Source organism: Streptomyces pimonensis, from assembly GCF_041380215.1.
Taxonomy (GTDB): domain Bacteria; phylum Actinomycetota; class Actinomycetes; order Streptomycetales; family Streptomycetaceae; genus Streptomyces; species Streptomyces pimonensis.
Window position 1 is genome coordinate 192,143 of the sequence record NZ_JAHWZY010000012.1, and the last position, 15,118, is coordinate 207,260.

At 69.4% G+C, this 15,118-nt stretch carries 7 protein-coding genes and 1 pseudogene; 5 read left to right on the forward strand and 3 right to left on the reverse strand.

Annotated features, from left to right (window positions below; all coding sequences use genetic code 11):
* Positions 1 to 75: 75 nt before the first annotated feature.
* Positions 76 to 1,029, reverse strand: coding sequence for a GTPase Era (gene era, locus KYY02_RS14955; protein ID WP_371238419.1), 954 nt, complete (start codon positions 1,027 to 1,029; stop codon positions 76 to 78).
* A 104-nt stretch (positions 1,030 to 1,133) separates the two neighbouring features.
* Positions 1,134 to 4,280: a DNRLRE domain-containing protein gene (locus KYY02_RS14960; protein ID WP_371238420.1), complete on the reverse strand. Its 3,147-nt coding sequence runs from the start codon at positions 4,278 to 4,280 to the stop codon at positions 1,134 to 1,136.
* Between the two features lie 547 nt (positions 4,281 to 4,827).
* On the opposite strand from KYY02_RS14960, the gene KYY02_RS14965 reads away from it, so the two are divergent.
* The 5 genes and pseudogenes from KYY02_RS14965 (at position 4,828) to KYY02_RS14980 (ending at position 13,868) form a co-directional block, all read left to right on the forward strand.
* A complete protein-coding gene (locus KYY02_RS14965) occupies positions 4,828 to 12,156 on the forward strand; it encodes a ricin-type beta-trefoil lectin domain protein (protein WP_371238435.1) in 7,329 nt (2,442 codons plus the stop codon).
* A gap of 5 nt (positions 12,157 to 12,161) precedes the next feature.
* A complete protein-coding gene (locus tag KYY02_RS14970; protein ID WP_371238421.1) occupies positions 12,162 to 12,680 on the forward strand; it encodes a hypothetical protein in 519 nt (172 codons plus the stop codon).
* Positions 12,681 to 12,719: 39 nt separating this feature from the next.
* Positions 12,720 to 13,084: pseudogene (locus KYY02_RS33940) on the forward strand (hypothetical protein); the annotation flags it as partial.
* A 66-nt stretch (positions 13,085 to 13,150) separates the two neighbouring features.
* Positions 13,151 to 13,411: a toxin C-terminal domain-containing protein gene (locus tag KYY02_RS14975; RefSeq protein WP_442538149.1), complete on the forward strand. Its 261-nt coding sequence runs from the start codon at positions 13,151 to 13,153 to the stop codon at positions 13,409 to 13,411.
* 7 nt (positions 13,412 to 13,418) lie between these two features.
* Positions 13,419 to 13,868: a hypothetical protein gene (locus tag KYY02_RS14980; protein WP_371238423.1), complete on the forward strand. Its 450-nt coding sequence runs from the start codon at positions 13,419 to 13,421 to the stop codon at positions 13,866 to 13,868.
* 89 nt (positions 13,869 to 13,957) lie between these two features.
* On the opposite strand, the gene KYY02_RS14985 is transcribed toward KYY02_RS14980, so the two are convergent.
* Positions 13,958 to 15,118 (reverse strand): tyrosine-type recombinase/integrase (locus KYY02_RS14985; RefSeq protein WP_371238424.1); only part of this gene is annotated, 1,161 nt, incomplete at its 5' end.

Here is a 15,118-nt window from a genome sequence, read left to right on the forward strand (position 1 = left end):
GCTGCCACCACGCGGCCGGCGCGCCCGGCAGCGCGCCGGCCCGCTCGCAGGAGTCGGCCCCGACACCCGCCCCCGTCAAAAACCCAGACGGCGCAGCTGCTTCGGGTCCCGCTGCCAGTCCTTGGCGACCTTCACGTGGAGGTCGAGGAACACGGGTGTCCCGAGCAGGGCCTCGATCTGCTTGCGGGACTTGATGCCGACGTCCTTCAGGCGCTTGCCCTTGGGGCCGATGACGATGCCCTTCTGGCTGGGACGCTCGATGAAGAGGTTGGCGTGGATGTCGAGGAGGGGCTTGTCGGCGGGGCGGTCCTCACGCGGGAGCATCTCCTCGACGACCACGGCGATGGAGTGCGGGAGCTCGTCGCGGACGCCCTCCAGGGCGGCCTCGCGGATCAGTTCCGCGACCATGACCTGCTCGGGTTCGTCGGTGAGGTCGCCCTCGGGGTAGAGGGCGGGGCCCTGCGGCATCAGGGGGATGAGGAGGTCGGCCAGCAGGTCGACCTGCTGGTTCGCGGTCGCCGAGACCGGGATGATCTCGGCCCAGGTGATGCCCAGCTCCTGGCCCAGCCGGTCGACGGCGATCAGCTGCTCGGCCAGCGCCTTGCCGTCCACCAGGTCGGTCTTGGTGACGATCGCGATCTTCGGGGTCTTCTTGATCCCGGCCAGCTCCTTGGCGATGAAGCGGTCGCCGGGGCCGATCTTCTGGTCGGCGGGGATGCAGAAGCCGATCGCGTCGACTTCGGCCCAGGTGGTGCGGACCACGTCGTTCAGCCGCTCGCCCAGCAGGGTGCGCGGCTTGTGCAGTCCGGGGGTGTCCACCAGGATCAGCTGCGCGTCGTCGCGGTGCACGATCCCGCGCACGGTGTGCCGGGTGGTCTGCGGCCGGTTCGAGGTGATCGCCACCTTCTGCCCGACCAGAGCGTTCGTGAGGGTGGACTTGCCCGCGTTGGGGCGGCCCACGAAGCAGGCGAAGCCGGCCCGGTGGACGGCGTCGGCCGGCTGCTCGGATGACTGGGTACGAACACTCATGCCGCCCATTCTCCCTGATCCACGGACCCCGTCGCACACGTCCGGGCCCCGGCCGCCCCGTGAGGGGGTGGCCGGGGCCCGGTGGGAGCACCGCCGCGCCGGCGTCAGCCGAATGCCTTGACCGCGTTCCAGTCCACGCTGAGGACGGTCTTCACGGGAGCGTTCGTGTTGGTCCTGGACGGGTTGTAGATCCGCGTCGCGCCGTCGGAGCTCAGCCGCGCCCAGATGTCGGGAATGCCGTCACCGCTGACGTCGGGGATGCCGATGGCCGTCGGCACGTTGGCCTCGGTCCAGCTGGTGCCGTAGGCCACGTCGCCGTTGAGCGAGCCGGAGGCCTGCTTGAGCGAGACCAGGTCGACGCTGCCGTCGACGGCCCCTGGCCTGCCGTGCCGGACGTACATGCCGCCGTTGTCCAGGTTGCGCCACAGCAGGTCGGGCGTCTTGTCGCCGTTGATGTCGGCGACGTTGACGAGCTCGCGCCGGGCCCAGGCGTTGGCGTTCATCAGCGTGGCCTCCCGGAAGGCGCCGCCGGTGTAGCCGGACAGCGTCCAGAACTCGGTGCCGGCCCGCAGGACCAGGTCGGGATTCCGGTCGCCGGTGATGTCGCCGACCGCCTTGATCTGCGTCCAGGTCGAGGGGGCCGGGGCGTTCGCGGGCAGCCGGACGGCGATCCGCTCACCGACGTCGAAGCTGCCGTAGCCGTCTCCCGGGTAGAGCCAGGCCCTGCCGTCGGGGGTGACGGCGAACAGGTCGGTGGTGCCGTCGCCGGGGTAGGCGTCCGCGTAGTGGGTGATCAGCGCGGCCTTGCCGGTGGCCGGGTCGAACCAGTGGCTTGCCGGGTTCAGCTCCGTCTCCCCGGTCCGCTCGTCCGTGGTGTAGGCGGCGCTCAGGCAGCCGTACAACTCGCCGCCCTCGCTGCCGACGCAGTTCTGCAGGTTCCCGGAGGCGTTGACGATCAGCAGGTCGGGGATGCCGTCGCCGCCGGTGTCCCAGGGCGCGTCGGCCCTGTCCCGGGGCGGGACGTAGAAGGCGTAGTCCGTACGGACGCTCTGGTTGCCGTACGTGTCGTAGGCGTACACCAGCAGCCAGTTGGGACCCGCGTGTGCCGGTTCCAGGGAGATGGTCGCCCTGCCGCTGGTGGCCGGCGCCTCGAGCCACTTCAGGCCCTCGATCGTGTACCGGAACCTCGTCGCGCCCGCGGAGGCGAGGGTCACGGAGCCGGGCGAGCCGAACGCGACCTTCGCCCAGGTCCGGCCGTCGGAGGTGGCCCGGGGGAAGTCCTCGCTCTCGATCTCGGGCTGCGGCGGGGCGGTGGCGTCGATGGTGATCCGGCAGGGGTCGGTGCCCGGCGGGAAGTACGTGGAGGCCGCGTTGCCGGTGTCCACGGCGCGCACGTCCCACGAGTAGGTGGTCTTGTCCTCCAGCGGGAAGCCGGTGGGGATCTCCACGCTGGCGGTGCCGGTGGAGTTCGGTGTGGCGATCCTGGCGGCCGGAACGGTCCCGCCGGTCTTCCAGAAGCGGAACTGCAGCTCACGAAGGTTGCCGTCGGGGTCCTTGGCGTTCGCCGACAGCGTGATCCTGGTCTTGCCGATGGTCACCCCGGCGCCCGGACCGGGCACACAGGAGCCGCCGGGAGAGGACTTGCCCGCGGTGGGCTCGGACGGCTTGCGGTTGTAGACCACGGTCAGCTGCGCCGAGGTCGCCCGGAACTTGCGCCAGGTCTGGGTGTCGGACTCGCTGGTGGCGCGCATGCCGAAGGTGATGTTCGACCAGCCGCTGTCCGCGCCCTTCTGCGCGGCGGCCTTCACGTCGAACGACTCGTAGTCGTCGGGGCAGGAGCTGGAGGACCAGCCGTGCGCGAACGACTGCTGGTCGAGCTTGGTGGACCAGCTCGGCTGCTTGTTCCACGTCGTCCCGGAGGAGATCGCCCCGGTCAGCCAGAACTGGAACTCGCGCTTGGTGCACGACCAGGAGTGGTTGTTGAGCACCTTGAAGGTCGCGGAGGAGATCTCCGCGCCCTTCAGGCCGCTGCTGTACTTCATGCGCCAGAAGGAACGGGCGGTGCCGTTCGTGTCGTCCTCGTGGCCGACACGGGCGTCGGAGGTGCCGGAGCTGAAGTTGGTGCCGTTCCAGAAGCTGCTGTTCGGGTACGGCTTGTACGCCACGGTCCAGGCCTGCCAGGGGCCGTTGAGGGTCGGGTCGACGAACACCGGGAAGCGGGTGTCCGCATCGGTCAGCAGACCGGATCCGCCCAGTCCCAGGTCGATCCGGGCCTCCTCGGTCCCGTCGCCCTCCAGGCGCATCGGCATCGAGGCCTGGCGCGCGCCCGGTTCGATGCCGCTCAGGCCGGACAGCTTCAGCACGTCGGCCGGTGTGGCGACCGAGGTGCGGGGCTCGTCCCCGGGCCGTTCGGGGTCACGGCCGCCGGAGTCCCAGGCGAAGGGCGTCGGGACGGAGCCGACCTCCTTGCCGGACCGGTCGAGGACCGTGACCCGGCTGCCGGCCCCGTCGTACCGGAACACGGCCGTATCGGAACGCAGTCCGTACGAGATCCCGGCCAGCGCCTCGCTCCGCGCGGCCTCGCGGTCCTTGACGATCAGCAGCTGTGCGAAGCCGCCCTCCTCACGGGCGACCAGCAGCAGGTCGACGCCCGGCAGCACCTCCGGGTACAGCGCCCGGGGCCCGTCGAGCACCGGTTCGGGCAGTTCGCCCGGCCAGGTGTAGGCGACGGTGTGCCCGTCGATGTCCATCTCGGCCAGCACCGCGTCCTTCGCGGCGGGCGCGTCGGCCAGGGGGAGGCGCGCGTAGGAGCGGTCGGCTCGGTCCTTCCCGCCGGGCGTACCGCTGGAGAACCGCACCGGCATCGCGGGGTTGACCGGGCGGACGTCCAGACCGTCGCCGTCCCCGCCGGTCCGCCGGAGCCGGTTGTCGATCGGCGCCCACGCCCCCTCGGCGTTCTTCGCCCGCCGGGGGAGCGCGGTGATCTCGGTGCGCATCCTCCCGTCGGGCTGCGCCCAGGTCCGCGAGGTGGCGGTGGTCGCCGTGTCGACGGGGACCGGTTTGCGGGTGCGCCGGGCCTCGGCCGCGGCGGCGGCCTCGTCGCGGGGGCCGGTCGCCGCCGGCTTCGCGTCGGTCGCCCTGTTCGCCCGGGGAGCCGGCGTGTCGTCAGGGAGCCACCAGGGCAGCAGGGCGGCGGTCAGGGCGGCCAGGACAAGACCGAGGGCGAGGGTCAGCCTGGTGCGCGTGCGCACGAAAGGGCTGAGGAGACGAGGCGGCGCGGGCACGGCGGCGGTCACTCCCGTGTGTACCAGGCGGATGGGGCAGCACGAACAGCCCCGGAGCGCAGGTCACGGGGCATGGGCGCGCAAACGATCACACGATCCGCACGGAACGTCTATGCAGGAGGAAGTTATGAGTTCGTGATGTCCCTTCGATGGTCGCACGGGGCGTTCCCGCGGAAGTCGCCTGTGCGGCTTTTGATCACCTGTTGCGCGCCGATGGGTGCGATTCTTCGCCATATGACCCGCAGGTCGCGAGAAGACACCGTCTGACACGACATCAACCGTGGTCGATGTCACACGAGTTCACTGCAACCATCAGGCGTCGATCTTGAAACGTGTGCGGCCCATGACAGAGGGTGCTGACACATTCGTATCGCTTGGGTGGGAGTCGACGCGCATGCGTGCTCAAGGTCCACTGTCCTGGCCGTGGCGCGGACGCCCGGCCTCGACGGAGTCACAACGACGGCGTCGTCGGCACGGCCGTGCGGCGACCGTCCTTCTGTTGTCCTCGACGCTGATGGTCACGAGCCTCAGCGCGGAGGCGTGGGCGGTTCCCGGTCCCGGTATGAGCCGCGAGGAGTCGATCGACCTTCCCGACCTGCCGGAGAGCACCCCGGTCGACGGGGACGAAGAGGCCGAGAAGAACCTGACGACCGCGCCCGAGATCCCCGTCGACCCGTACGAGCCGACCGCCGTCACCCCCTGGACCGAGAACAGCGGCACCGCGACCCTGACCCAGGACTCCGCGGCCGGAACCACGGTCCCGGTCTCCAACGGTCTGCCCGTCGCACTCGGTGTGCCCGAGGGCACCGACCCGGCCGCGCTCGCCGGTGAGTGGAAGGTCGACCTGGCCGCTCCGTCCGCGTCCCAGGACGCCGGTGTCTCCGGCCTCATCATGCAGGTCACCCCGCCGGACACGGCGGACCCGGCCGCCCAGGTCGCGCTCACCGTCGACACCACCTCCTTCGCCGACCTCTACGGCCCCCAGGCCGCCGACCGCTTCGGCCTGGTACTGCTGCCCGAATGCGTCCTGACCTCCCCCGACAGCGGTGACTGCGCCGCCGACGGCGGGGTGCAGACCATGTCGGGCAAGGCGGACGGCAAGGCCGAACGCCTGCGCAGCACGGTGGAGGTGGTGCCGGCGAAGGAGGCGCCGACCAAGGCGAAGGCTCCGAGGAACGTCACCACCCACAAGATCCTGACCGGCTCCGTCCCGGTCGCCGGCCTGCTCGGCGGCGCGGCGGACGCCGGCACCTCCCCGACGCCGTCCGGCGCCCCGGCCCGTACCGCCTCCGTGCGCACCGCCGCCCTCCAGGCGGTCGACGCCTCCGGTCCACAGGTCATCGGGGCCATGGACACCGGCGCCTCGGCCGCCGGCGACTTCACGGCGACGCCGCTGCTGTCCGCCGGTTCCTGGTCGGCCGGCGCCTCCTCGGGGGCCTTCACCTACGGCTACCCGGTCCAGGTCCCCGAGACCGCGGGCGGCCTGATGCCGAAGATCTCGCTGAGCTACTCCTCGCAGTCCGTCGACGGGCGCACCTCCGCCACCAACAACCAGCCCTCGTGGATCGGCGACGGCTGGGACTACAACCCCGGCTCCATCACCCGCACCTACGCCAACTGCCGCCAGGACTCCAAGAAGTCCGGTGCGAACAACGCCACGCACCGCACGGCGGACCTGTGCTGGGGCTCGGACAACGCCACCCTCTCGCTCGGCGGCACGACCACCGAGCTGGTGTGGGACGAGGACCAGGGCAAGTGGCTCACCGCCAACGGCGACGGCGCCAGGATCGAGCGGATCAAGGACTCCACGAGCGGCAACGGAGCGAAGGACGGCGAGTACTGGGTCGTCACCACCCGTGACGGCACCCGCTACCACTTCGGCAGGCACAGGCTCCCGGGCTGGACCGAGGGCCAGCCGGTCACCGACTCCGTGCTCACCGTTCCGGTGTACGGCAACCACCCGGGCGAGGACTGCTACAAGTCCGGTGACTGGGCCGGCTCCTGGTGCACCCAGGGCTGGCGCTGGAACCTCGACTACGTCGAGGACGTCCACGGCAACGCCATGTCCCTGTGGTGGAAGAACGAACAGAACTACTACGCCCGCAACTTCAACTTCAAGGCCCCCGTCGTCTACGACCGCGGCGGCTACCTGAGCCGTATCGACTACGGACAGCGCAAGGACAGCATCTTCTCCGCGCCCGCCCCGGCCCGCGTCAGCTTCACGGTCGCCGAACGCTGCCTGGACGAGGGGACGCTCACCTGCTCCGACGCCAACTTCGCCGACAAGGACCCGGGCAAGTACCGCATCTGGTACGACACCCCGGCCGACCTGCGGTGCGAGGCCGGCAAGAAGTGCTGGAACGCCGGACCGACGTTCTGGAGCCGCAAGCGCCTGACCCGGATCCAGACCTCCGCCCAGCGGCGCACCGACACCGACGCCCGCCAGGTGGTGGACCGGTACGCGCTCAAGCAGAGCTTCCCGGTCCTGAAGACCGGCCCCAACACCGCCCTGTGGCTGGAGTCCATCCAGCGGACCGGCTACGCCCGCAAGGGGTCCACCGACGACAGCGTCACCCTCAACGCGGTGCGCTTCGAGTCCAACGCGGACGACATGCCCAACCGGGTCATACGGCCGGACGACCCGCGCCCCGGCTTCTCCCGGCTGCGCGTCGCGCGCGTCATCAACGAGTACGGCGGCGAGACCGTCGTCACCTACAAGCCGGCCGCGGGCGACTGCGCCACCGGCACCGGACTGCCCGGCAAGACGGACACCGCCGCGCTGAAGTCCAACACCCGCCTGTGCTACCCCCAGTTCTGGAACCCCGACCCCGAGGTCGAGGACATCGACTGGTTCCACAAGTACGTCGTGGACTCCATCGAGGAACTCCCCAACGTCGACGGCGCGTTCAGCACCCGGACCGGCTACGAGTACAAGAACGCCGGCTGGAGGCTCGCCGAGTCGGAGTTCACCAAGAAGTCCACCCGCACCTACTCGCAGTTCGCGGGCTTCGAGCAGACCACGGTGATCACCGGCACGGACGAGCCCACCGTCGGCAGCAAGAAGTCCAAGGCCGTCACCCGCTACTTCCGCGGCATGGGCGACGACGTCCCGGTGAAGGACGTCACCGGCACCGAGATCGCCAAGGACCGGGAGCCGTTCGCCGGCCGCATCGCCGAGGAACTCACCTACACCAGCGCCTCCGACGCCGACACCGAATGGCTCTCCCGCAGCGTCACCGTCCCGGCCGCCACCGAGCTGGGCAGGCGGAACCGCGACGACGGCCTGAGCCCGCTGCGCGCCTGGCGCGTCACGGAGCCCGAGGAGATCGCCTACACCAAGTCCTCCGGCACCGGTGACGACACCCGCACCGAGCGCGTCGTCCGGACGAAGACGGCCTACGAGTCGACGCACGGCCTGCCCACCCAGGTGGAGTCGCTCGGCGACACCGGCAGGTCCGGCGACGAGTCCTGCACGAAGCTGGAGTACCTGCACCACACCGGCAAGAACCTCATCGGCCTGACCAAGCAGGCCCTGGTCTCGCCCACCACCTGCGCGAACGCCGACTTCGCCGACCTGTCCACGCTGAGCGGCGCCACCCGCACCGCCTACGACGGCGCCGGCTACGGCACCGCGCTCGCCGACACCACCCGCGGCCTGGCCACCCAGACCTGGTCGCTGAACGGTGCCGGCACCGGCTTCCAGAACGACGGCACCAGCGCCTTCGACGCCGTCGGCCGCGTGGTCAGGCAGACCGACCCGGACGGCGAGCACGGCACGATCACCTACACCCCGTCCACCGGCCAGGTCTTCTCGGTCACCGAGACCAACTCCGCCGGCCACACGCAGAAGCAGGAGCTGGAGCCGGGCCGCTCGACGGCCCTGAGAACCACGGACGCCAACGGCCACGTCAGCCAGGCGACGTACGATCCGCTGGGCCGCCTCGTCGAGGCGTGGGGACCGGGCCGCACCCCGTCGAGCTCGTCCGTCCCGGACTTCCGGGCCGTCTACACCATCCCGGCGTACGACCCGGAGAACCCGGACCGCAAGCCCCCGTTCGTCACCACCCACGTCCGCGGCCACAACGACCGCGTGGAGACCTCCGTCGTCCTCTACGACGGCCTCGGCCGCGAGCGGCAGACGCAGGAGGAGGCCGACGGCGGCGGTCACCTGATCACCGACACGCTGTACAACAGCTCGGGCGAGGTCTGGCAGACCAACAACGCCTACCTCACCCACGAGGCGAAGCCGGGCGAGCTGTTCACCCCGCTCGCCGACACGGCCGTGCCCAACATCACCCGGTACACCTACGACGGCCTCGGCCGCGTGGTGACGGAGATGCCGGTCCTCAAGGTCGTGGACCCCGAGACCGAGGAAGCGGCCTCGAAGCCGGTACCGGACCGTGCCACCCACTACGAGTACGGCCAGGACTGGTCGAAGGTGATCCACCCGGCCGGGGCGTCGTCGTACCGCGTCTTCACCGACGCGCTCGGCCGCACCACCCGGACGGACACGTTCAACCCGGCGGCGCCCGACGGCTTCACCTCGACGCGGTACACCTACGACAACCAGGGCCGGCTCGTGAAGGCGGCCAGCTCCGCCGACACGGCGCACCCGTGGACGTGGACGTACGACCACCGCGGCCGGCAGGTGACCTCCACCGACCCGGACACGGGCACCACACGGACCACGTACGACCACCGCGACCGCCCGCTGACCACCACGAACGCCCGCGGCGTCACCGTCTGGAACGGCTACGACTCCCTGTCGCGCCCGACCGAACAGCGCCTGGACGGCCCCACCGGCAAGCTGCTGGCCGGCTTCGGCTACGACTCGGCCCCCGGCGGCAAGGGCATGCCCGCCACCGCCACCCGCTACACCGACGGCGCGGCCTACACCCAGCGGGTCGACGGCTACACCCAGGACTACCAGCCGACCTCGACCACCCTGACCCTGCCGCAGACGCTGGCCGACACCTGGGGGCTCAAGACCTCCTACACGTACGGCTACACCTACAACGACACCGGCGCGCTGAAGGAGGCCTCACTCCCGGCGGCCGGCCGCTTCGACGCCGAGAAGCTCGTCGTCCGCTACAACAAGTACGGCAAGCCCCTGTCGGTCTCCGGCAAGGACTGGTACGGCGCCGAGACGGTCTACGACTCCTACGGCCAGGTGCTGCGCTCGACCCTGGGCGCACAGCCGTACCGGATCTGGACGCAGGCCTCGTACGACGAGGGCAGCGGCGAACTCGAGGAACAGTCGGTCTACCGCGAGCAGACCGGGGACAAGAGCGTCGTCGGCGGTCACCTCGTCTCCAACCGGTCGTACACCTACGACCCGGCCGGCAACGTCACCTCCATCCGCGAGCACTCGGACGGCATCGCCGAACGGCAGTGCTTCGCCTACGACCCGCTCGGCCAGCTGAAGACGGCCTGGACCTCCGGGGACCAGACCGCCTGCGCCGCCCCGGACAGCGGCGACGGCACGCCGAACGTGGCGGCCGGCAAGGACAACACCGGCTACTGGCAGGAGTACGAGTACGACCTGGTCGGCAACCGCACCAGGCTGACCGAGAAGGACCTCGGCGGCGACAGCGCCAAGGACGCCGCGACCACCTACTCCTACGGCAAGGCCGACGGCACCCAGCCGCACACATTGACCAAGGTGTCGAAGACCTACACCACCCCGGCCGGAGCGCAGGTCAGGGCCGAGGCCGAGCGGCTGTACGAGCTGACCGGTGAGACCAGGTCCGTCACCTCCGTCCAGAACGGCGACGAACAGGAGCTGACCTGGACCTACGACGGCAGGATCGACCGCATCAAGGGCCAGGGCGCCGGCGGCAGGACCCCGTACGTGGGCCTGGCCGACAAGTGCCTCGACCTGAAGGGCGGCCTGACGACCGCCGGTCAGCCGGTCCAGCTGTACGCCTGCAACACGTCACCGGCGCAGAGCTGGCGCTTCTCCGTCGCCCCCGGAACCGCGCAGACCGACCCCGACCGCGGCACGCTGACCATCTACGACGACTGGTGCGCGCAGCCGGCCGGCGACGCCGCCGGCTCGGCGGTCCAGCTGCAGAAGTGCGACGGCTCGGCGGGGCAGGAGCTGCAGCGGAACACCTCCAACCAGCTCACCCACATCTCCTCGGGCCTGTGTCTGGCGGTCAAGGACGCCAGCTCGGCGAACTCGACCCCGGTCGTGCTCGCCGCCTGCGACGCCGCCAAGTCCGAGCAGCAGTGGGCGGCGCAGAACGACACCCGGTACGTCTACGGCCCCGACGGCGCGCAGCTGCTGACCGTCAAGGGCAGGCAGGCCACCCTGCACCTGGGCGATACCGAGGTCACCGTCCAGCGGGGCGGCGTCCTGGTCAACACCCAGCGGACCTACTCGGCCCCCGGCGGCGCGGTCATGCGCTACGCCTACGGCAACGGCTCCGAGACCCTGGTCGCCCTCGCCGGTGACCACCAGGGCAGCACGTACGCGGAGGTCGCCCTCAACGGCGACATGCCGGTGCGCATCCGCAAGCAGGACCCGTTCGGCAACCAGCGCGGCGCGGACACGGTCGGCGTCAACTTCCAGAGCCACACCGGCTTCCTGGGGGCGACGCGCGACGACTCCTCCGGCTACCAGCCGCTGGGCGCGCGCCTCTACGACCCGGTGGTGGGACGCTTCCTGTCCGCCGACCCGGTACTGGACCTGAACGACCTGCTGCAGTCCAACGGCTACGCCTACGCGCACAACAACCCGGTGACGATGTCCGACCCGACGGGTCTGGCCATCTCCCTGACCGCCTCCGAGCGGGCCGCGGCCCTCGCCGGAGCGGGTCTGTCCGCGGCGCAGGTCTCGCAGGCGCAGTCCACCATGGGCAAGTCCCTGAGCTCGGTGATCCTGGGCGCGGCGTGGAGCACGCTGAAGGACTTCATCGGCATCAACGACGCCATGGCCTGCTTCGGCGGCGACATGTGGTCCTGCGCCGGCATGGTCCTCGGGGCGATCCCGTGGTTCAAGGCGGGCAAGATCCCGGGCGTCCTCAAGGCCATCGACCGCACCATCAGCGCCATCCAGGCCTTCCGCAAGGCGAAGAAGGCGGCCGAGGCCGTCCTGAAGGCCGCGAAGGCGGCCGAGGCGGCGGCGCTGAAGGCCAAGAAGGCGGCGATCGAGAAGGCGAAGAAGGAAGCCGCGCAACGCGCCAAGAAGAAGGCGGCGGAGCAGGCCAAGAGAATCGCCGACAGGGCGGCCGCCCAGCAGAAGAAGACCGGCAACCCCGTCCAGAAGCAGGCCCAGGCCAAGGCGGCGCCGAAGGTGTCGTCGGTGAGCAAGGGCTCCGGCGGCGGCAAGGCCGCCGCCAAGCCGGGCGGCAACTCCGGCGGCTCCTCCCGCAGCAACGGAGGGTCGAGCGGCAGTGGTGGCTCCGGCAAGGTGCCCAGTTCACGAGGGGACGCCGGCGACCGGGCTCCGAACATCGATGTGGACCGCGCACCGCAGAACTGGGACTTGGACGACCGTCTCGCCGAGGTCTCACAACGCGTCCCGGCATATGCTCTGTTCGCTTCCAGCGCGCGAACGAGGAGCCGCACCTACGTCGGCGCCATCAACACGCGTACCGGAGACACGTGCCTCGCCTCCTCCGGTGGCGGTTACTGTGCCGAAGGCAACGCACTGCTCGCCCTGGGCGGGAACGCCGACGAAGTGGTGTTCACCCATGCCTATACCCTGGTTCGCGACTCCGAACGGAACTGGTCGGCCGTTATAAAACCCGTGTGCGTCAATTGCCAGGCGGACTACCCCAGTCTCGACAACTTCGTGCCCGGCATCACCGCCGATCCGGGCGGTCCTTGGGGAAGGTAGGAACAGTGGATCTCTTCGAAGTCGAACTCCAGAAGGTCGACTGGGAGCGGATGGAGTGCGGTTGCGGTGAGAACGCAGCCCACCTGCCCGGCAAAATCAGAAGCCTGTTCTCCCTCGACGAGAATCACGGTGGTGGTGAGGCGTTCACCACGGTGCTGCACGACCACCTCATGACTTCCGCCGACGCTCTGCTGCCGGTTTCAGCCGCGTTCGTCCCGGTGGCCTACGCCGCCTTGACGGGAACCCTGTCCGAACCGGCCAGGCGGGAGACACTCGGCTGGGTCCTGCGCATTCTCGGTCCCGCTGTGGACAGTGACGGCCCGATCGCCGTGGAATGCGTGGATGCGGCGCGGCAAGGTCTGTGGGTGCTGTACGCCGAGGTGATGCAGGGTGACTCGGAGGCCGGCGCAGCTTATGCGTTCGAGTCGCTCATGCTGATCGAGGAGGATCTGGAGAGGCTGCGTGCCGTGCAGGCGACCGCAGGAGACCGCCTTCCCTGGGACCTGCGGTCGGAAGAGCTCTGATATCGCCTGACGGCATGGAAGGCGCCCGCCTCGAATCACGCCGAGGCGGGCGGTGACTCCGGCAAAGCCAGCGGCGGAGACGGCGGTTCCCTCGACAGCTTCGTCTCCGGCACCAAGGTCCTCATGGCCGACGGCACGGCGAAGCCCATCGGGAGGGTCAAGGCCGGCGACAAGGTTGTCGCCACCGACGCCCCCTTTGGCCCCCGAACTCGACGCACGGATCGACGCCACCGACCTCACCTCCGGCCAGTGGCTCCGCACCAGCGCCGGCGCCCACGTCCAGATCACCACGGTCGAACGCTGGACCAGCTCCCGGCGCGACGGTCCACAACCTCACCGTCGGCGACGTCCACACGTACTATGTGCTGGCGGGCGAGACACCTGTACTCGTTCACAACAGCAACTGTGATCTTCCTGAGGGATACACCTCTTCCCCTGCACTCAAGGGTGATCCGTACCATCCGGACTCGGTGGCTGCACGGAGTCAGCAGAACCGAGAGCTGTACGCGGGAACCGTAGGGGATCGGGCCGGGGCTCTGGGATACAGAACGAGAATTCCCGCACAAAAGGCCCCGTTCAATTCGCACGGCCAGGTGGTCTTCTCTAATGGGAAGAACTACATCACGCCTGATGTTGACGGGCACAACGTGTCGGGTGGCTGGAAGATGTTCAATCGCAAGGGACAACGGATCGGAACCTATGACCCAGATCTCAACTACCTCAAGGAATGACGGCTTCGTGATCGAGGTGATGGATTACCCGACCTCAGAGGGTACGAGTTCGCTTCCCTCCAAGGCAGTCGGCAGGATCAGGGTCGGCGAGTTCACGGAGACGTTCCTGATGGACCTGAGTTTCTGGACGGTGGATGACTACCGCCGAAGCTGGGATGGTGCGCTGACGAAGCTGGAAGAGGCCGAGAATTCGACCTCCTGCCTCATCGCCTCAATCACCGATCCGGCGGCCAGTAACTTCATCTCCTGTTGGCCGATGTATCGAGACGGGGAAGAGGTCTACGTGCAGAACTCGATCATCTTCCTGGACGAACTCCACGAACAGTTCAACCCGCAGGAGCCGTGGCGGTACGTAGAGGCTCGATCGTCGGTCGACGAGGATGGAAACCGTATCTCTGAGTGGTCGACGAGCACCTCTCAGGTGCGGCGGTTCCATGAGTCCGCCTGGGGGCGATAGATCCCGCGTGCAGGTGCAAATTTGAAGCCCCGTCAGGTGCGTCCTGGCGGGGCTTCAGCGCGGTCTGACGGCAGTAGTTGACGGCAACGTCAGCGGACGGGGGCTGCGCAGAGCATTGGGTCGTCACCGTCGTCGGGCTGGCCTGCGCTCTCGGCGGGGCTACGGAGGGCGTGGCCGAGGATGTCGATAGCGTCGCGTTGGAGGCGGAGCCGGACATGGGCGTAGACGGTGGCGGTAACGCCGATGTGGGCGTGGCCAAGAAGTTCCTTGATCACGACCAGCTCAACCCCCTGCTCCAGGAGCAATGTGGCGGTCGAGTGCCGGAGGTCGTGGAAACGAATGCGGCGGAGGCCGGCCTTGCGGAGGAGCATGGTGAAGGTACGCGTGAGGTTGGTCGGGTCGATCGCACGGCCCTGCGGCGTGGTGAACACGTACCCGTTCTGACGCCACGTGGTGCCTGCGGCATCACGTTCGCGCTTCTGCTGTTCGTGGTGGAGCTTCAGCGACTGGACGCAGCGGGTGGGGAGGGCGATGCGGCGTTCGGAGGCCCGGGTCTTGGTGGGCAGCGTGGTGAGTCCGCCCCTGCTGGTGCGCTGCAAGGTACGGCGGATGGCGGCAGTACCAGCGTCGAGGTCGAAGTCTTCCCAGTGCAGGCCGAGGAGTTCGCCCTTGCGGAGTCCGGTGTGGAGAGCGAGTTCGAACAGGGCGTGCAGTCGGTGACCGCGCACGGCGGTGAGGAGCTGGCGGGCTTCGTCTGCGGTGAGGGGTTCGAAGCGGCGGTTACGGGGTGTGCCGGTGCGGACGTTGCGGGCGACGTTGCGCGGAATCTCCTCCTCGCGCACGGCGTGCTCCAGGGCGGACTTGAGCACGGAGTGGATGTAGGCCAGCGTCAGCGGAGAGAGCCCCTTGGAACAGCACGCTCCGTTGGCGCAGCAACGGGGCTCATCCCGCCTGGCGTCGATGCTGCGGGAGCAGCACTGGCAGGTGGTGCGGAGCTGGTTGAGCCAGGTGCGGACGTCCTTGGCGGTGAGCTTGGTGAGCTTCTTCTTGCCGAGGCCGGGGATGAGGTACCGGTTGATGCAGGCGGTGTAGCGGGTGTGGGTGTTCTCGCGGAGGTGGTGTACGGCGACGTTCTCCAGCCAGTACGTCAGGTACGAGGCGAGGCTGCCCTGCGCGGAGGGCACGGGGAGGCCGCGGTTGCTGGCGGCGATCTTCTCGGTGAGCTTGGCCAGTGCTTCCTTGCGGGTGGT

What these genes read in the sequence shown, in the direction of transcription:
- era (WP_371238419.1), bottom strand. Translation starts at nt 1,029, where the DNA reads ATGAGTGTTCGTACCCAGTCATCCGAGCAGCCGGCCGACGCCGTCCAC.
- KYY02_RS14965 (WP_371238435.1), top strand. Translation starts at nt 4,828, where the DNA reads ATGGTCACGAGCCTCAGCGCGGAGGCGTGGGCGGTTCCCGGTCCCGGT.